The sequence below is a fragment of the Pyxidicoccus sp. M6 genome, assembly GCF_055568925.1.
Genome location: NZ_CM145714.1, coordinates 1,775,058 through 1,793,770, shown reverse-complemented (window position 1 = coordinate 1,793,770; position 18,713 = coordinate 1,775,058). Strand labels below are relative to the sequence as shown.

At 69.9% G+C, this 18,713-nt stretch carries 11 protein-coding genes; 3 read left to right on the top strand and 8 right to left on the bottom strand.

Annotation, left to right across the window (positions count from 1 at the left end; translation table 11 throughout):
- Positions 1-112 precede the first annotated feature (112 nt).
- A complete protein-coding gene (locus ACVTJA_RS07515) occupies positions 113-676 on the top strand; it encodes a DUF420 domain-containing protein (protein ID WP_465835053.1) in 564 nt (187 codons plus the stop codon).
- 9 nt (positions 677-685) lie between these two features.
- Here the strand turns inward: ACVTJA_RS07515 and ACVTJA_RS07510 are convergent, their stop codons facing one another.
- The 4 genes from ACVTJA_RS07510 to ACVTJA_RS07495 are packed head-to-tail and all read right to left on the bottom strand — an operon-like array spanning position 686 to position 5,214.
- Positions 686-1,891, bottom strand: a complete 1,206-nt coding sequence (locus tag ACVTJA_RS07510) for an ATP-binding response regulator (protein ID WP_465835051.1) — start codon at positions 1,889-1,891, stop codon at positions 686-688.
- Positions 1,888-2,337 (bottom strand): response regulator, encoded by a 450-nt coding sequence (locus tag ACVTJA_RS07505; protein ID WP_465835050.1) that lies wholly within the window; start codon positions 2,335-2,337, stop codon positions 1,888-1,890. Before ACVTJA_RS07505 ends, ACVTJA_RS07510 begins: the two co-directional genes overlap by 4 nt.
- Positions 2,337-4,625 (bottom strand): ATP-binding protein, encoded by a 2,289-nt coding sequence (locus tag ACVTJA_RS07500; RefSeq protein ID WP_465835048.1) that lies wholly within the window; start codon positions 4,623-4,625, stop codon positions 2,337-2,339. Before ACVTJA_RS07500 ends, ACVTJA_RS07505 begins: the two co-directional genes overlap by 1 nt.
- Positions 4,606-5,214 (bottom strand): biliverdin-producing heme oxygenase, encoded by a 609-nt coding sequence (locus tag ACVTJA_RS07495; RefSeq protein ID WP_465835046.1) that lies wholly within the window; start codon positions 5,212-5,214, stop codon positions 4,606-4,608. The genes ACVTJA_RS07500 and ACVTJA_RS07495 overlap by 20 nt, the downstream gene beginning before the upstream one ends.
- A 175-nt stretch (positions 5,215-5,389) precedes the next feature.
- Between ACVTJA_RS07495 and ACVTJA_RS07490 the strand changes: the two genes are divergently transcribed.
- Positions 5,390-6,202, top strand: coding sequence for a metallophosphoesterase family protein (locus tag ACVTJA_RS07490; RefSeq protein WP_465835045.1), 813 nt, complete (start codon positions 5,390-5,392; stop codon positions 6,200-6,202).
- Between the two features lie 69 nt (positions 6,203-6,271).
- Here the strand turns inward: ACVTJA_RS07490 and ACVTJA_RS07485 are convergent, their stop codons facing one another.
- Entirely contained in the window at positions 6,272-8,857 is a 2,586-nt protein-coding gene (locus ACVTJA_RS07485; RefSeq protein WP_465835043.1) for a S8 family peptidase, read from the bottom strand.
- A 68-nt stretch (positions 8,858-8,925) separates the two neighbouring features.
- A complete protein-coding gene (locus ACVTJA_RS07480) occupies positions 8,926-13,269 on the bottom strand; it encodes a DEAD/DEAH box helicase (protein ID WP_465835041.1) in 4,344 nt (1,447 codons plus the stop codon).
- Between the two features lie 233 nt (positions 13,270-13,502).
- Here ACVTJA_RS07480 and ACVTJA_RS07475 point away from each other — a divergent pair, with 233 nt between their 5' ends.
- On the top strand, positions 13,503-14,987 hold the full coding sequence (locus tag ACVTJA_RS07475) for a PAS domain-containing protein (protein ID WP_465835040.1): 1,485 nt from the start codon (positions 13,503-13,505) through the stop codon (positions 14,985-14,987).
- Between the two features lie 95 nt (positions 14,988-15,082).
- Here ACVTJA_RS07475 and ACVTJA_RS07470 read toward each other — a convergent pair whose 3' ends face one another.
- Positions 15,083-15,883, bottom strand: a complete 801-nt coding sequence (locus ACVTJA_RS07470) for a hypothetical protein (protein ID WP_465835039.1) — start codon at positions 15,881-15,883, stop codon at positions 15,083-15,085.
- A gap of 229 nt (positions 15,884-16,112) precedes the next feature.
- Positions 16,113-17,963, bottom strand: coding sequence for a leucine-rich repeat domain-containing protein (locus tag ACVTJA_RS07465; RefSeq protein ID WP_465835037.1), 1,851 nt, complete (start codon positions 17,961-17,963; stop codon positions 16,113-16,115).
- Positions 17,964-18,713: the final 750 nt, after the last annotated feature.

The following is an 18,713-nucleotide window of genomic DNA, read 5'->3' as shown; positions in this document are numbered from 1 at the left end:
TTGAAGATCAAACGATGCTGAAACAATTGCTCATGCGACATGTGTGCACAGGCCGCTGCCGCAAGGGCGTGGCGGTTGCAACGGGGTGAAGGCCGCGAGAGATAGGGGAGCCATGTCGAACGCCGCATCCGCCCTCCCCTCCTCCCGCGTGAGTGACAGGAACTTCTTCGTCTTCACGGCGGTGGTGTCCGTCGCCGCGCTGTCGTTCCTGGCGTGGCTGCTGCTGGTGCGGCGCGGGGGCGCGGTGGGGGGCGTGGATCTGCGCTTCCTGCCGGCGGTCAACGCGGGGCTCAACGCGACGGCGGCGGTGCTGCTCATCGCCGGGTGGGTGGCGGTGAAGCGCGGCGCGAAGCGGGTGCACCAGTACCTGATGGTGTCCGCCTTCGTGGCGTCGTCGCTGTTCCTGGTGTGCTACCTGGCCTACCACTACGTGCACGGCAACACGCGCTACGTGGGCGACTGGCGCGGGATGTACCTGCTCATCCTGGCGAGCCACGTGCTGCTGTCCATGCCGGTGGTGCCCATGGCGCTGCTGTCCTTCTACTTCGCGTGGCGCAAGGAGTTCACCCGGCACCGCAAGGTGACGCGGTGGCTGGCGCCCATCTGGGTGTACGTGTCGGTGACGGGCGTCGTCGTCTTCTTCATGCTCCGCGGCAGCGTGCCCGCGGTGCCGTAGCGCCCACGCTCACCGGGGCGTCGCGGAGGAATCCCCGGCGGCGTCCGTCCCCGGCTCCCGCGCGGGCTCCACGTCCTCGAGCCCGCCGCGCGGCAGGCGCACGGTGAAGGTGGTGCCCCGACCCTCGTGGCTCTCCACGTGAATGGTGCCGCCGTGCAACTCCACCATGCGGCGCGCGCTGGCCAGCCCCACGCCGCTGCCGGAGACGTCTTGCGCCACGTTGCGCCCGCGCCGGAAGCGCTCGAAGACGTGGGGCAGGTCCTCGGCGGGGATGCCGATGCCCTCGTCCGACACCTCCAGCCTCACGCCGTCCAGCGGGCGGTCCCGCTCCTCGGCCAGCACCACCGTGACGGTGGTGCCGGGGGCGCTGTACTTCACCGCGTTGCCCAGCAGGTTCTCCAGCACGCGCTCCAGCGCGCGAGCGTCCCAGTGGCCGGTGAGGTCGTCTCCTTCTTCGTGGAGGACGAAGCGGTGCTTCGCGGAGGCCTCCATCGCGTGCACCTTGGAGCGCACCAGCGCGCGCAAATCCACGGGCTCGCGGCGCAGCGCGTGCTCCTGGCCTCGCGTGGCCTGCAGGAAGTGGTCGATGAGGTCGCCCATGCGGTGCGCGGCGCGGACGATGTGCTCCAGCCGCGACTCCTGCGTGGGCTTGAGGGTGCCCTGAGGGAACTGGCGGCGCAGCACCTCGGCGTTGAGGGCGATGATTTGCAGCGGCCCCTTGAGGTCGTGCGTGGCCAGGGCGAACAACTCGTCGCGCACGGCCAGCGCCTCCTGGGCGGCCCGCTCCGCGCGCTCGGCTCGCACGCGGCGCTCCTCCAGCTCGCGCGTCATGCGCACCGTGTCCACCGCGACGCGCAGGCTGCGGCGCAGGCGCTCCGCGCTGTAGGCGTCCTTGATGAGGTAGTCCTGGGCGCCCGCCTTCATCGCGTCCACCGCGACGCGCTCGCTGCCGCTGCCGGTGAGCATCACCACGGCGGGCGCGGTGCCCGGGTGGCGCGCGTGCAGCTCGCGCAACAGCCCCAGGCCCGTCATGCCCGGCAGGTGGTAGTCCACCAGCATGACGTCCGGCCGCGTGGTGGAGATGCGCCCCAGCGCCTCCTCCGCCGTCGAGACGGACTCCAGCACCCAGGTGGCGTCCGCGTCCCGCTCCAGGGCGCGGCGCACGGCCAGCCGGTCCGCGGGGCTGTCATCCACCATCAGCACGCGGAGGCTCATGCCGGCGAGTCCTCCGCCCCCGGCAGCCGCGCTGCGGAGAGCCAGAAGGACTGGAGCGCCCGCGCGGCGGCCTCGAGCTGCTCGCCGGGCTCGGGCTTGAAGAGGTAGCAGTTGGCGCCGTCCGCGTAGGCGCCCTCCACGTCCCGCGGCTCCTTCGAGCTGGAGAAGATGATGATGGGAATGCAGCGCAGCGCCGGGTCCGCCTTGAGGCGGGACAGCACCTCGCGGCCGCCCATGCCGGGCATGTGCAAGTCCAACAGCACGAGCGCCGGCCGCACGGCGTCCGCGTAGTCACCTCGCTGGTAGAGGTACTCCAGCGCGCTCTCGCCGTCGCGCACGCGGACGAGGGGCAGGGACATGGGCAACCGGCGGGCGATGCGCTCGAGCGCCACCGCGTCCGCGTCGCTGTCCTCCACGAGGAGGAGGGGCCGACGTGGCTCCGTCATCACGGCCCCCGGCCCAACGTGAAATAGAAGGTGGAGCCCTGGCCCGGCGCGGAGTCCACCCACAGCTCGCCGCCATGGAGCCGTACCAGCCGGCGCGAAATCGCGAGCCCCGCGCCCGAGCCCCCACCAAAGGCGTGCGCGGGATGCAGCCGCCGGAACATCTCGAAGATGTTCTCGTGGAACGGCGCGGCGATTCCGATGCCCGGGTCCTTCACGTAGAAAACGTAGGGCGCGCCCGTGCGGTCCGCCGCGTCGGGACGTGGCTCTCCGGGCCCGAAGAAGCCGAGCTCCACCCAGTGCGGCTCGCCTGCCTGGTACTTGGCCGCGTTGGACACGAGGTTGGCCCACACCTGGCGGATGCGCACGGCGTCGCAGGGGACGCGGGGCAGGCGGCGCGGCAGGCGCACCTCGACGTGCCCCTCCTCCAGCCGCGCGGAGAGCGTGCCGAGCACCTCCTCCACCACCTCCTGCATGTCCGCCTCGCCCCAGGCCAGCTCGATGCGGTTGAGGCGGCTGTGCTCGAAGAGGTCGTCGAGCATCACCTGCGTGCGGCGGGCGAGCCACCCCACCGCCTGGAGGTGCTCGCGCCCTTCCGTGTCCAGCGAGTCCGCGTGGTCCTCCAGGAAGAAGGCCGTGTACTGCTGGATGCCGCGCAGCGGCTCCTTGAGGTCGTGCCCCACGGTGCCGCTGAAGGACTCCAGCTCCGCGTTGGAGCGGGCCAGGGCGCGCGACAGGCGGGACAACTCCGCCGCGTGGCGCAGCACCACGCCCGCGAGCGCACCACGAAATGCCTCCGCCGCCTCCACGTCCTCGCGCGTCCACGGGACACTCGTGCCGCGTACCTCCTCGCGCCAGGCGTCGAAGGAGCCGCGCGGGTGCAGCCGCGCGTGGCCGGGCTCGGGCTCGGCGGGCTTCCTCGGGTTGCCCGCCCAGGTGACGGTGCGGGCGACTTCCGGGCGGAACCAGAGGACGAAGCGCGGAGCCTCGGGGTCCAGCCGCACCGCGAGCAGGCCCGCGGCCACGTCCGTGCTCGCGGCCAGCGGCGCGTACCGGCTGGCCAGGTGCTCGGTTTGGAAGACGGTGCCCATGCCGGAGTCCTTCGCGAGCCACGCGGCCAGGGCCCGCACCTCGGCCTCGCCGGGCGTCTTGCCGACGAGGAGGGGCACGTCCCCCAGGTCCACGTCCGGATTCGGGCTCGCATCGAGGAGGCTCCCGAGCAACAGCGCCGCACCAGTGGCGCCGGTGAGCTCCAGGAGCAGCGCGCCGTGCTCCTCCAGCGCGACGGGCAACGATGGGTTCTCGCCGAGCCGGGTGACGAGCCGGGCCTGGAGGTCCGCGCGGCGTGCGCGCGAGGCGGCCTCCGCGCCGCGCTCCTCCGCACCGAGCTGGAGCGCCAGCAACCTCGCGAGCACCTCGCACGCCTGGCGGCGCGCGGCGGACACGTGGCGCGGCGAGAGGTGGTGGCAGGCGATGAGGCCCCACAGCGCGCCGTCCTTCAGCAGCGACACGGAGAAGGACGCGCGCACGCCCATGTTGCGCAGGTACTCCAGGTGCACCTCGGACACGCTGCGCAGGGCGGCGCCGGACAGGTCGAGCGGGCGCCGCGTGTCCGGCAGCGTGGGAGGCACCATCGCCACCGGGCGCGCGTCCACGTCGGCGATGAGGCGCAGCGGGTTGCGCGTGTAGAGGGCGCGGGCCTGGACGGGGATGTCGCTCGCCGGGAAGTGCAGACCCATGAAGCCGTCGACGCCAGCGGCGCGGCTCTCGGCCACCACCTCGCCGTGCCAGTCCGCGTGGAAGCGGTACACCATGACGCGGTCGAAGCCGGTGAGCGCGCGCACCGCCTCCGCGGCGGCTTGGAGCAGCGAGGACGTGCCACGCGCGAGTGCCAGCGGCGACACCAGCCGATGCATGGCGGCGAGCGCATCCTCCTCTGCCTTCGCGTCCTCCCCGGTGAGGGGCTCCAGCTCCAGCACCATGAGGCCGTCACTGCCGTGCAGCAGCGCGGAGCAGGCGCGGCCTCCCGCCATCACGCGCACGGGGCCCGTGGCGGTGCCGGCACGCACACGCCGCAGCGAGTCCGCGTCCAGCACGCGAGTGACGGGCTGACCGCGCAGCGCCTGCGGCGTCAGGCCGAGCAGCGCCTCCGAGTTGGCGCTCACCACCTCCACGGAGAGGTCCGGCTCGCGGAAGGCCAGCAGCACGCCATGCGGCTGCACCCCGCCGAGCAGGTGGATGGGCTCGCGGTCGCACTGCGTGAGGTCCAGGTCAGAGACAAGAGGGGTCATGGGCTGTCTCCCGCAGCAGCCACGCCCCGAAGGCGTCGAAGGTTTCCTGCGCGCCCTTCACCACGCGCGCGTCGAAGTCGTCCGAGGCCGCCCGGGCCGCGGCCTCCGTGACGGCCTGACCGAAGGCGCGCCACATGGGGCCCACCTCGTCGCCATACGCCTGGAAGAAGGCGAAATGCCCCGAGGGCACGTTGGCGAAGTGGCGCTTCAGGTGACGGAGGATGAGCTGGCCACCCAGCGTGGAGCCCTCCAACACGTAGAAGCAGCCCAGGGCCTCGGGGACGCCGGGCAGCGGGGGCAGCAGGGCGCAGCGGGGCAGCCGGTCCAGCGAGCCGGCGTCATGGCTGAGCGCGCGCAGGTCCTGCTCCAACAGCGGCACCTTCCAGCGCTCGTGCGCGCGGAGGGCGGGCACGGCACCGGCCAGCCGGGCGGCGAGCTGCGCCTCCAGCGGGACATAGAAACCGTAGAGGGCTTCCAGGTGGCGTCGGTAGTCGCCAAGTGTGAGGCCCGGGTCCATCAGCCGAACCGCGGCCTCGGTGCGCTCGTGGTGCGGGCGCGTCTCCGTCTTCAGTCGCTGCAGCAGGGACAAGGTGTCCGGAAGATGGCCCCAACCCCGTACGGTGGGAACCGGCTTTCTCCAGCGAGTGTCCACAGGGTTACCCCTGTATGTCCTTTTCGACAGGGGCCGGGCGGACGCACACCCGAGGTGTCGCGGTCCGGGACGGCCCGTCAGGAATGCGGGCGGCCATCCGACCCTCGGGCGCATGCGAATCCTGACACTCGACACGGTGCCGGCACAGACCTGGCCCTATCAATCCGCCGCACCGCGTGGCGGGGCGGAGGTCCGCCACTTCCCGCTGCTGCGCGGCACAGTGGACGCCCTCCCCGACGGGGTGGAGGCCCTGCTGGTGCTGTCGGACCTGCAAGGCGTTGCCCCGCATGCGCTTCATGACGGCGCGGTGGCGCTGCTGGGCGAGGTCCTCGCCGACACATTGGCCTCGCTCGGTGAGTTGGGAGAGCTGCCCCTCCCGGCCCAAACGGGCGTGGTGCTCGCGGGAGACTTGTACTCGGACGCCTCCGCCACCGTGCGCGGCGCGTCCGGCGACGTGCGCGAGGTGTGGAATGCCTTCGCCGCGCACTACCGCTGGGTGGCCGGCGTGGCGGGCAACCACGACTCCTTCGGAAGTCCCCGCGACGAAGCGCGCTTCAAGCGTCAGCCCGGCGTGTACCTGCTGGATGGCGAGACGGTGGACCTGGACGGCCTGCGCATGGGCGGCGTTGGCGGCATCATCGGCCGGCCCGACAAGCCGGGACGGCGCGAGGAGGACGCGCACCTGAACCTGATTCGCGAGGTGCTGCGAGAGGAGCCCGCCCTGCTCGTGCTCCACGCGGGGCCGGACGTCCCCGGCATGCGCGTGCGCGGCAGCGAGCCCATCCGCGAGGTGTTGGAGCAGCACGAGGGACTGCTGGTGGTCTGCGGCCACGCGCACTGGGAGGAGCCGCTCGCCACGCTGCACGGCGGCACCCAGGTGCTCAACGTGGACAGCCGCGCGGTGCTCCTCACGCGCGCGGGCTGAGCGTCCCACGTCACTTCCGTGAAGCAGGCCCCCGGCCCTTTCCGCACCGGGAGCCCGTGCAACTCCTGCTCAGCGGCAGAAGCCGTCCGCGCTGCATATCTTGCCGGTGGCGCAGCTCAGACCCGAGGTCTTGCAGTTCGGCTGGCACGCGCCCACGCCCGTCCCGTCGCTGTAGCAGACGTAGTCCGAGTCGCGGCAGTCGCCCTGCCCCGTGCCGATGTCCTCCGTGCACGTCTGCAGACACGCCCTCGTGCCGGACCTGCTCACGAGGTAGCACTTGGAGCCGGCCGGGCACGCATCCACGGCGCAGTCCAGCGTGCAGTACCCGCCCGGGAAGCTCGTCACGCAGTAGCCACCGGGGCAGCTCGCGTCACTGCTGCACGTCCCGCCCACATCCAGCGTCGGGTTGTCATCCACGGGCGCCAGCGGCACCAGGTCGAAGCTCACGCCATCAATCGTCTCTTTGTCCCCCAGCTCCAGCGGCTCGAAGGAGTCCAGGTTGCGCCAGAAACCGGTGCGCTCGCCTTCCTCGAAGAGCTCGCCGTCCTGGTCGTCGTCGATGGTGGCCAGCGCGAAGTACGTCCGCGGCACCAGCTTGATGGAGTACGCGTAGTTGAGCGAGGCGCGGGCAATGGTGATGGATTCCTCCGAGGCCTCCCAGTCGCCCGTCACCTCGTCCTGCCACACGAAGCCGACGACGGCGTCCAGGTCCTGCGTGGACCCGACACTGATTTTCACCAGCACCGTGGCCGAGCCCGTGGAGCCCGCGAGGTTGGAGGCCGTGAGGTTCAGCGTCACCGTGTAGTCGCCGTCAGGCAGTCCCGCCGTGTTCACCGCCACGGTCAGCGGGGCCGAGCCGAATGCCGGCACCGCCACCGTCGCACCCGAGGGGAACGTCACCGCCCCCGCCTGTGTCCCCGTGACGGTGGCCGTCACCGCCATGTCACCGCCCTGGTTGCCGCCCACGTTGCTCACCGTGAGCTGCTGCACTCCGGTTCCCCGGAAGAAGAGCGAACTGGTGTTGACACTGAGCTGCGGCGGCAGCGTGCCCGGGTTCAGGTCGGCGATGCGCGCCAGCGCGGACCGCGCGTTGATGAGGCCGGAGCCGCACCCACCCGAGCACTGCGACGCGGGAATGGCTGTGGCCGTCGCCTTCAGCGTGCTCTCCGCCAGGCTGGTGTCGAGCCCCGGCCGCTTGGCGGCCATCAGCGCCACCACACCCGCCACGTGTGGCGTGGCCATGCTCGTCCCCTGCAGGAAGACGTACGCGGGCTGGTTGTTCTCGTCGCGCGCGGTGGAGAGCACGCCGTCCGGGTAGCTGTCGCCGTTGAGGTCCTCGGTCATCTCTCCGCCCGAGGCCATGACGTCCACCCGCGCCCCGAAGTTGGAGAAGCTGCTGCGCCGGCCCGAGAAGTTGGTGGAGCCCACGCAGATGACGTTCTCCTGGTTGCACGGCGTGCTGTTGCTGGCGTCGACATTCTCGTTGCCCGCCGCGATGACGAAGATGGCGCCGCGCCCGACGGCGGCGTTGATGACCTCCTGATACGCCTGCTGCGGCGGCGCCGAGCCACCGAGGCTCATGTTGACCACCTTCGCGGGGGTCGAGGTGTCATTGATGCCTGGCACATTGCCGCCCGTGGCCCACGTCACGGCCGCGGCGATGTCGAAGCTGTTGCCACCTTCCTTGCCCAGCACGCGCACCGGGAGGATGCGGGCATTCCACGCCACGCCCGCCACGCCGGTGGTGTTGTTCGTCGTCGCGGCGATGGTGCCCGCCACGTGCGAGCCATGCCACGAGGAGCCGCCGTTGGGCTCGTCTCCGCCCATGTCCAGCGGGTTGTTGTCACGGCCGCTGCCGTCACCCGCGTTGGCCGTGTCCTGAATCATGTCGTAGCCGGCGAGCACGCGCGCATCCAGGTCCGGGTGCGGGATGATGCCGGTGTCGATGACGGCCACCACCACGCCCGTCGCATCGGACTCGAGGTCCCACGCGGACGGCAGGTTGATGGTGGGGTAGTGCCACTGGACGCTGTAGCCCTTGTCGTTCGGAACCTTCAGCTTGTACATGCGGATGTTCCGGTCCGCGTAGCGGACGCCCGGCAGCTTCGCGAGCTTCGCCACCAGGCCGCGCGTCTCGTCCGCCGTCACCGCGTGGCCATCCAGCGCCTCGAAGCCGACGAGGTGCAGGTACTCACTCGCGTAGCCCTTGTGCACCGCGCGGTAGCCGGGAAGCTTCGCGGCCTCCAGCACGTGCTCGGGCGACAGGCCCGCCGCCTCGAAGCGCAGGATGACGTCGCCAGGAATCGTGGGGTCCGTCTGCGGAACGCGCGCCAGCGGCGGCGCGCCCATGGGCGGCGGGACGATGGGCAGGTCCGGGTCCGTCACCACCGGACCGTCCTTGCGCACGTGCATGCCGCGCAGCTTCGCCTTCAGCTTCGTCAGCTCCGCCTTGCTGAACGGCAGGTGGGCCTCGCGGGAGACGCCGCCCTCCTCGGCGGACTCGTCATTACTGCGGAACGGCGTCAGCTGACCACGGATGGTGCCCGTGGCGGCTGGATTGCCGGCATCGGGACGGTCGTTGTCATCATCATCGTCTTCGCCCGGGCAGGCGGTGGCGGTGAGGAGCAGGAGACCCAGCAACAACAGGCGGCGCATGCGGATGAACCCCCTCGGACAATCAGTGGGGGCACCCTAGCATCGCGGGTGCGGGGAGAAACCGATTCTCAGCTCGCCATCACCTCACCACCTCCGCCCTCCGTGTCCTCGCCAACGTTGGCGTCGTTCTCATCCTCCAACTCGTCGACACCCCGCGGCACGCCGTCCACATACGTCACAACATTTCCCGGCATCGCCGGCACGCGCGGGCCCGGAGTCACCACGCCGGTGAGGTTGAGCGGGTCCACTCCGGACAACTGCACCCGCACACCGGACGGCGCCTGACGGCGCACCGCGCGCGCCACGTCCACCGCCTCGGGCAGAGCGAACTGCTCACCCACGAAGCCCGCCACGAAGCGGCCGCCGCGCACCTCGCCGCGCGCCTCCATGCGCCGGTAGACGAAGAGCAGCTCGCGCCACGTGGGCGCCAGCGCCTCGCGCATGACGAGGTCCCTCCAGACGATGCCGTAGCGGTTGAGGAACAGCCGCGCGAGCGGGTCCATCACCTCGTCCTGCGGCTTCGGCTCGGCGGGGGCCAGCAGGCTCCAGCGGCCCGGGCCTCCGCGCTGCAACAGCTTCTGTCGCTTGCGGTGCGCCGGGCTCTGGAGGATGCGCAGGTTCTGCACCGCATCCGCGGTCACCAGGCCGCGCGCCACGAGCTCCCACAGCGCGTCCTCGATTTCCGCCGGCAGCCGGCGCACGCGCGACACCAGGTCCTGGAAGAAGCACGCGCCGCGCCGCTCCAGCACAGCCACCACGTCCTTCGCGGCCATGCTCAAGTCGGCCGGCGTCCACACGTCGCCATCAGCCAGCACGGCATGCGGGCGCGCGGCGGTGAGCATCCACTCCAGGTCCTCGCGCAGGGCGAAGGTGAGCGGCGCGTTGCGCGTGGGCGAGGCGCGCGAGCGAGGCGGCGGCGTGGGCGCCGGGTCCACCGGTGCGCCCCGGCGCGGGCCCGGCGGAGGCTTCGCGTCCTTCATCGTCAGCCGGCCCCAGGCCACCTCGCCCGCGTAGCAGGCCTTCTCCAGCATGTCCGGCGTGTACCCGCGCATGCGCGCCGGCAGGAGGAAGCGCTCCCACGCGGAGGCCGGTGCCTCGTAGCCCTGCAGCAGCCGCACCGCCTTGAGCAGGCCGGTGGAGCCACGCAGCGCGTCCACGTCCTCCATGTGGTGCCACCGGAAGAGGAAGCGCATGAAGTCCTGCGCGCTCAGCGGCTCGATTTCCTTGCGCAGCCGCCCCACCGTCATCCGGTGGATGCGCTGGAGCAGGCGCCTGTCACACCACTCCAGCGGCGGCGTCTCGCCCGGAGCAAGTGGAGACTCCAGCGCGCGGAAGCGCCCGCGCAGCACGGAGCCCTGCGACTCCAGGCCGTGCAGGGCGACGTTCACCTCGTCCTCGGAGAGCAGCGTGAGCTTCGCCAATTCCGCGACGGTGGTGGGGCCCAGCATCTCCATGCGCCCGCGCACCACCTGGAGGATGGCGGCGTCCCGCTCCACGGGCCGGTCATGCGGCAGCACCGGCAACGGAGGCTGCGTCACCGTATCCGGGAAGAGCGCGCGCACCGCGTTGCCCCGCTCGGCGGAGACGAGGAAGCGGCCCCCCGGCAGCTCCAGCCACGCCACGCGGCCCTGCTTGAAGAGGGGCACCTCCAGCCCGCGCGGCACCTCGTGCGCGTGGACGAGAATCAACTGCAAGAGCGCGTCGTGCAGCTCGTCCTCGTCGCGCATCGGCGGCGCGGCGTCCTCCACCACCTGCGCAATCGCCGCCGCATCCAGCGCGCCGAAGGCGGCCGCGTCCTCGGCGGGCATGGCGCGGCGCAGGGCCACGTTGCGCACGCGGCGCTCCTCGGCCGGCGCGTCGTCGAGGAAGGTGTACGGCTGGCTGTGAATCATCGCGTGCGCGAAGACGCTCGGCTCCGGCACGTCACGCGCCTCCAGCTTGATGCGGCCGTCGCGCATGCGCCGCAGCACCTCGCGCAGGCCGTCGATGTCCATGGCCTCGCGCAGGCAGTCGTCCATCGTCTGCTTCACCAGCGGATGGTCCGGCAGCTCGATGTCGCCGCCCCCGTGGTTGTCCTGGCAGCCCACCTGCGCGGGGAAGACGGCGGCGAGCAAATCCTCACTGCGCGCGCGCTGGAGGTTGGGCGCCACGCGCTTGCCGCCCATGAACCGGTGCAGCGCCAGCGCCCGCGTGGACACCCAGCGGAAGCGCGTGCCGAAGATGGGCGCCTGCAACACCGCCTGCACCAGCACCTCCTCCACGTGGTCCGGGTGGAGGAAGTCGAAGATGTCCGCCAGCGGGAAGGAGTGCTGCTCGCCCAGCGACAGGAGGATGCCGTCCTCGGTGGCCGCCGCCTGCAACTCGAAGTCGAACGAGCGGCAGAAGCGCTTGCGCAGGGCCATGCCCCACGCGCGGTTGATGCGGCTGCCGAAGGGCGCGTGAATGATGAGCTGCATCCCGCCCGCCTCGTCGAAGAAGCGCTCGGCCACCACCGTGGTATGGCTGGGCACCGCGTCCAGCATCTTCCGGCCCAGCCGCAGGTAGCCCATCAGCGCGTCCACCGCGGGCGGCGGCATGCGCAGGTCCTTCTCCAGGAACGTCGCCGCGTCCTCGCGCTTCAGCAACTCCTCGCGCAGGCGGCCCACCTGGGCGGACAGCTCGTCCGTGCGGCCCGGGGCCTCGCCACGCCAGAAGGGCACGTTGGGCGGAGCGCCCTTCGCGTCCTCCACCACCACCGTGCTGCCCATGACGCGCTGAATCCGCCACGCGGTGCTGCCCAGGAGGAAGATGTCCCCGGGCGAGGACTCCACCGCGAAGTCCTCGTCCAGCGTGCCCACCACCTTGCCCTCGGGCTCGGCGGTGACGCTGAAGGTGAAGGTGTCCGGAATGGCACCGCCGTTGGTGAGCGCCGTGATTCGCACGCCGCGCCGACCCTTGAGGCGCTGATTCACGCGGTCTCTGTGCAGGTGGATGCCGGCCCGGCCTCGCGCGGCGGCGATGCCCTCCGACAGCACCTCCAGCACGGACTGGTACTCCTCCCACGAAAGCGAGCGGTACGGGGACGCGCGCTGGAAGAGGCTGAAGAGGGCGCGCTCGTCCCACTCCTCGCAGGCGCACGCGGCGACAATCTGCTGCGCCAGCACGTCCAGCGGCTTTTCCGGGATGCGCACCGCATCCAGGTCGCCCTCGCGCACGGCGTTGAGGAGCGCGGCGCACTCCATCAATTCGTCGCGCGTCATCGCGAAGAGGATGCCCTTGGAGATGCCCGCCTTGTGGTGGCCCGCGCGGCCCACGCGCTGGAGCAGCACGGAGATGGCGCGTGTGGTGCCCAGCTGCACCACCAGGTCCACGTTGCCCACGTCGATACCGAGCTCCAGCGACGCGGTGGCCACCATGGCGCGGAGCTGCCCGGACTTGAGCTTCTCCTCCGCCGCCAGCCGGATTTCGCGCGACATGCTGCCGTGGTGCGCGGCCACGGTGCCCTCACCGAGCCGCTCGCCGAGGTCGTGCGCCACGCGCTCCGCCATCTTCCGCGTGTTGACGAAGATGAGCGTGGTGCGGTGCTGCCCCGTCAGCTCCACCAGCCGGTCGTAGATCTGGCCCCACATCTCGTGCGTGGCGAGCGAGGACAGCTCCGCGTCCGGAATCTCCAACGTCAAATCCCACGGGCGCAGGTGGCCCACCTCCACGCGCTTGCACTCGCGATGGGAGGCGCCGGTGAGGAAGGCGGAGATGGCGTCCAGCGGCTTCTGCGTGGCGGACAGGCCGATGAGCTGCGGGCGCACCTCCGTCAGCGCCTTGAGCCGCTCCATGGAGAGGGCGAAGTGGCTGCCCCGCTTGTCGCGCGCGAGGGCGTGGATTTCGTCCACGATGACGGTGCGCACCTTGCGCAGCGTGGCGCGGGCGCGCTCGGCGGTGAGGTAGAGGTAGAGCGACTCCGGCGTGGTGATGAGGATGTGCGGCGGACGGCGCACCATCTGCGAGCGCTCGGAGGCAGGCGTGTCTCCGCTACGCACCTGCACCCGCAGGTCCTGGGGCGTGTAGCCCTCCGCGCGGGCGCGGGAGAGGAGCTCCTCCAACGGCTGGAGCAGGTTCTTCTGCACGTCGTTGCCCAGCGCCTTGAGCGGCGACACGTAGAGCACCTGCGTGGCGTCCGGCAGCGAGCCCTCGAGCGCGAGGCGGAAGAGCGAGTCCAGCGCGGCGAGGAAGGCGGTGAGCGTCTTGCCGCTGCCCGTGGGGGCGGCGATGAGCACGTCGTCGCCGGCCTGGATGAGCGGCCAGCCTTCCACCTGCGGCCGGCTGGGCTCGCCCAGGCGCTCGGCGAACCAGCGGCGCACCACCGGATGGAACGGCGCGAGCGCGGGATGCGCCGCGCACTCGGCGGCGAAGTCGAGGCTGATCTGCGGGGCCATGCGTACCTCTCCAGGAGCAGCCTGAACACAGGTGCAGCCCGTCGTCAACGCGCCGCCAGTGTCCATTGGCGCTACGGGTTGCCCACGACAAGCATCGGGCAAACCCTGAACGCGCGTCTCTTCGCAAACGGGCACCTGGCCGGGGTGTCACCTGGTGCCCATAACGGCGACGCTGCGCGGCGGTACGAGGGCGCCGGTGACACCTTGCGTGCTACCTCAATTCCACCCCCGCCATGACTCCCTCCCCCCGCTACGCGCTCGAAGCGCTGAACCCGGACGGCTTCCTCGCGCTCCGCTCCCACGGAGGCGCGGAAGGCGCCGAGGACTTCCTCTGTGACTACGCCAACCCGGCCGCCGAGCTGCTGCTCGGGGAGGGACTGGTGGGCCCGCCGCTCCTCGCGAACCGGCCCGCGCTGGCGGGAATGCGCGCGCCGTGGACGGCCACGCTCGCCACGGGTGCTCGCACCGAGCACGCCTTCAGCGTGGGCGAGGGCGAGGCCTCGCGCCAGGTGCGCGCGCGCTCGGTGCGCATGGAGGACGGCTGCCTGGCCGTGTGGCTGGCGGACATCACCGAGGAGGCCCGCTTCGTCGTGGAGGCGGATGCCTTCGAGGAGCGGATGGGCGCCTACGTGGAGTGCATGCCGGATGCGTTCCTCGCCATGGACGGGGCCTTCCGGGTGCGCCACATCAACCGTGCCGCGGAGAAGCTCCTGGGCATCAGCCGCGACGAATTGCTGGGCCGCGTGCTGTGGAGCGCGTACGAGGCGGAGCCCGAGTCCACGCTGCGCCGCCAGCTGCACCGCGCGCTGAGCACCGGGCGCACGGTGGAGTTCGAGGAGTGCCTTTCCACGCCGAACCTCCACGTGCGCGTGACGGCGGTACCCACCGTGCGTGGACTGCTGGTGTACATGGCGGACATCACCCAGCGCAGGCGCTCGGAGGACTCGCTGCGCCGCACCAGCGCGCTCTTCACCGCGGTGCTCCAGGGCTGCACGGACGCCATCTTCACGAAGGACCTGGCGGGCCGGTACACGCGCATCAACCCCGCCGGCGCGAAGCTGATGGGGAAGACGGTGGACGAGGTGCTGGGCCACACCGACGCGGAATTATGGCCGGACGAGGCGCGCACCACCGCCGCGCATGACCGCGAGGTCCTGGCCTTCCGACACACGTTCACCTACGAGGAGATGCAGCGAGGCGGCCCCAAGTCGCGCGTGTGGTTGTCCACCAAGGGCGTGCTCAAGGACGACACGGGCGCGGTGTTCGGCCTGTTCGGCATCAGCCGCGACATCACCGACCGCAAGGCCATGGAGGAGGCGCTGCGGCGCAACGAAGCGCGGATGCTCCAGGCGCTGTCCGCCGCGTCGCTGACGCTCTTCGACTTGCGGCTGCCGGAGGGCATGCTGCATTGGGAGCGCAACGCGGCGGCGCTCTTCGGGCAGGCGGAGCTTCCCGTGGAGGAGGCGCTGGGCTCGTTCCTGTCGCGCATCCATCCGGAGGACAGGCTGGGTGTGGCTGAGCGACTGGCCCGCTGCGCCGAGGCTCCGGGCGAGGTGGTGCTGGACTACCGGTTGCTCATGGCGGACGGCCACGTGCGGCGGCAGGCGCTGCGGGCCCGCTCACGCGCGGAGGACGGGAGAATCGGCCGGGTGCTGGGCGTGCTGGCGGACATCACCCACCGGCAGCCGGGCGCCACGGGCGTCATCCAGGCGGCTTGAGGCTCACGAGCGCGCCCGGGCGGCGCGTCATGTCCTTGGGTGACGAGGGTTACCTTCGATTTGAGGAGTTCAGGCCATAGGCGCAGCGAACCTCGTCAACCACCGCGCAACGCCTGCTTGTGGTCCTCGATGACTTCATTGAGAAGCGCTTGCTGTGTCTTGTCGCGCGCGCGCAACTCCAGTCCCATGCGTGGGATTGACACTGTAGGCGCATAGATAAGGGCAATTGCGCCATACTCTGCATGCTCGACCGGAATCACCGCCGACGAGGCCCCGAGTTCGGTGAGCGAGAATCCCAGGCGCGTGAGGAAATCGTACGTCTTGGCCGGAGCCTCGGGTTTTTGCCCAAGGCTGTAGTACTCCGTTTGCTTTCTCGGTTCAGCCTCAAAGACAAGTCTGGATGCGATGACCGTTCGTAGCCAGTCGGAGAAGGTCGAGAAGGGTTGCTTAGGTGCAACCTTCCCACGGATTAGGCCCTCTTCGTGGACTCGGATGATTGCCGCGTCCCGTCTGTCGGGTGTTGGGCGGGTGAGTTCGAAGAACATGTCCGGGTTGCGACCCTCGTTACCCTCCTCGCCCATGGTGAACTTGAGATACCGGCGAGCATCAGGCCGCTCCCGTTGAAGTTCCTCGCGGTCCTTCAGCAGCGCCGAAATAGAGGTTGTGCCGAACGTCAACCGCAGGCTGCCAGTCGATGCGCCCATCGTCTCCAGGAACTCGCGATACATGCGCGGCAGCGCATTGAGCCCTCCATGCGGCCTGGCCAGGGCGGCAATCTGCTCGGCCGTGGCTGGTTCGAAGCCCTGGGTGCTACCGGGCTTCCATCGTTCCATGAACGCGAGCAAGCCCGGCATCGACAAGGGAAGAGGGGCCTCGAGCAGCTTTGACCAGGTCATCCGCACGTCTGCACCCAGGTGAAACTGCTCTTCCTCACGACCGACCTACCCCCTGGCCGCGAGGACTCTCTCACGCTTCAACTGGATCCGAAAACCTGGGGGCAGACCACCACCACTCGCGCGGCAGAAGGAGGAATCAGTCAGCGGCCTCTCGCTGTCACGGGGCCGCGCCGTCACCGCCGCCTCCCCGGCTGGGCGCAGCGAGCCGTCCGTCTTCATCGTGCGCGCTTTATGGGACGTGGTAGAGGGCGCTCGCAATCGCTTCCGGCCGCAGGGTCTCGAAGGCGCGCAGTGCAGGCGCCGCGAAGGAGGAGGCGATGATATAGCAATCGCCCGAGCCGTCCGAATAGTCGCTGAACAAAATGCCGCCCGCGAGGCAATCGAGCGCGCGAAAGCCTGGTGCTGCTGCAATCTGTTCGGACATCGCATCCGTGAATGGTGGCGGCGCGGCCGAGCCGTCTATCGACGAACGCTCGTCGTTCGACAGCAGCAACTCGACGAGGTGAGGGCCAGCGTTCTCAGCGATTGCCAGGAGGAGCTCGCCGGTCACACGATGCTCGCGAATGTCGAGCGCCTCGATTGTCGGGAGCCGCGGCCAGACGGTCTCGAAGAAGCTCGGGTCAACGCGGCCGTTGTTCAGACTGAGCGAGCGGAGCTTCACGGTAATCGCGTCCGGCGCGGAGAAGGCACCTTTAATCTCGCAGTAATCAAGGTCCAGCCACTCAAGCTTCGGCCAACCGCCGGCGAGGAGCGCGGTGACAGCGGCGGCGGACGGCCAGTTAATCGAGAGGTCAAGCACGACGAGCTCGGGGAAGCGCCCCTTCGCGAGCAGGCCCAGCGCGCTCTCGTCGAGCCCGCAGCAGTGGAGCTCGAGCGATTTCAGCGCTCGCGTGTCGGCGTCAATCAGTGTCTGGATTGCCTCTGAGTCGAGTTCGTCCGGAGCGTCGATGCTCAACTCGTCCAGCTGCCCGATGAGACCGCTGCACGCTTTGATGAGCTTGAGTCCATCGTAGCTTCGCGGGCCGCTCGAACGAAACGCGAGCTCGCGCAACTTCGGCAGGTTCGCGCTCGCGACGACGCCAGCGAGGAAGTGATCCTCTCCGCAGTTCGTGACGATGGTCAGCGTCTCGAGCTCCGGATAGTCGAGCGTGCTCCTCTCGCTCAGCTTGCACGCCTGCAGGCACAGGCGGCGCAGGCGCGGAGCCTTCGCGGGTGGCGCCTCGTAGGTCGCGCTCCACTCCTCGAGCACCGCGAGTGCCCGCGATGTCACGGCGCCCTCGCCGACGATGAGTCGGGCGGGAGAAATCTGAGCGTCTTTAACAAAGAGTTCATCCGCCAGGTTGCCAACGTTGTAGAGGCCGATTTCCTCGAGCCCGCGAAACGGCTTCGTGTCGATCTCTGACTCTGACTCGTCCACATCGTCGACGCCCGCGTGCAAGCTCTTCAGCGCCGGCAATGGTCCGCGGCGGAAGAATGCGAAGAGTTGCTCGAGGGTGCCGGTCCGGACCTCGAGCGTGTGGAGGCGGTCGGCCGTGTATTTTGGCGGCTCGGCCCCGTAGAGCAGCTCCGAGTAGTCCGCACAGTGAATCGAGCCAAGTGCCCTCGGCCGCGGGTTGCCGAGGGCGAGGACTTCGAGCTGGCGGAGGATGGGTGATGCGCTCAACGTCGGCCACGGTTCGATGCGCTCTTCGTTCGCCGAAGACACGTGCACCGCGCGCAGCGCCGGAAACAGCTCGGGGTGCTCGACGATGTGGGTGAGCATGACGCCTGGGTTCGTCATGCGGATCGCTTTGATCGTCTCGAACGCGCGCGTGTTGCTCGGCAGCGACTGCGGGTGCCAGTGCCAGAGCGCCGGATGCTTGAGATTGATTGTGCGGGCGAGGCGGAACCACGGCATCGCGAAGCCTTGCGCCACGGCCTCGACCCACGACCACGGCGCGCAGCGGGCCCAGTCCGGCCAGTCGGCGAAGCGGGCCTCGAGATCGATGATCGCGGCGTCTGCTTCGGCGCCGCGCAAGTGAGCGACGCGGGCGACTTCGCCGCGGAAGGCGAGGGCATCGATATGTACCGGCGGAGCCATATTATGGCGTCGATGATACTGTGCCTATCCAGATTTCGGTCGCTGCGTCATGGGTGCGTCAAAACTCGCGTCATGACGGGTGAGCGACGCGCCCAACGGGCCGTCCAGCCCTCCTGCCCTGCTCGATAGGGGTCGGAATTGCGCCCGAACCAGACGTCTCAGCACCTCTCTGCCTGCGTGTGGGTACACCACTCCCTCCCTGAGAAGGAGGATTCGCCTGTCCCGGTGACTCACTAGCACGAATCTCATCAGCCCCCCCAAACGTCGCAGTCAGAATGACAAAGAAGCCCATTCCCGCGGGCTCTGACACATGCAAGCGTAAGAAACTCCGCCATGAGGGCGATGGTTTCGGCGCTCCCCTTCCCGGTCTGGGCATGTACCGAGCGACCGTTGTCTGACCTACTTTCATCCCCAGCTTCAACAACTCCCCATGAATGCGCGGGGCACCCCATGTCGGGTTGGATTCGGCTAGTACCTCGGCACAGAGAATGAGCTGCATGGCCTCACAGAGGCGCCTGAGCACGCTCACCCACCTTCGATCCTTCCACCCCCGGCATTCTTCGGGCCCCATCTGGAGGACTGTGCATGCAATGACGCGTTCGCTGACGCACGCTTCTCACCGGCCCCGAATATCCGGGAGCCCCAGCTCTTCGAGACGGGAGACGCGCCAGCCCCAGCCGTATGTCGTCGACTTCGCCGACGTCGTGGTCGAGCTGATGCACATGGATTTCTCGGGGGCCCACAACGCCC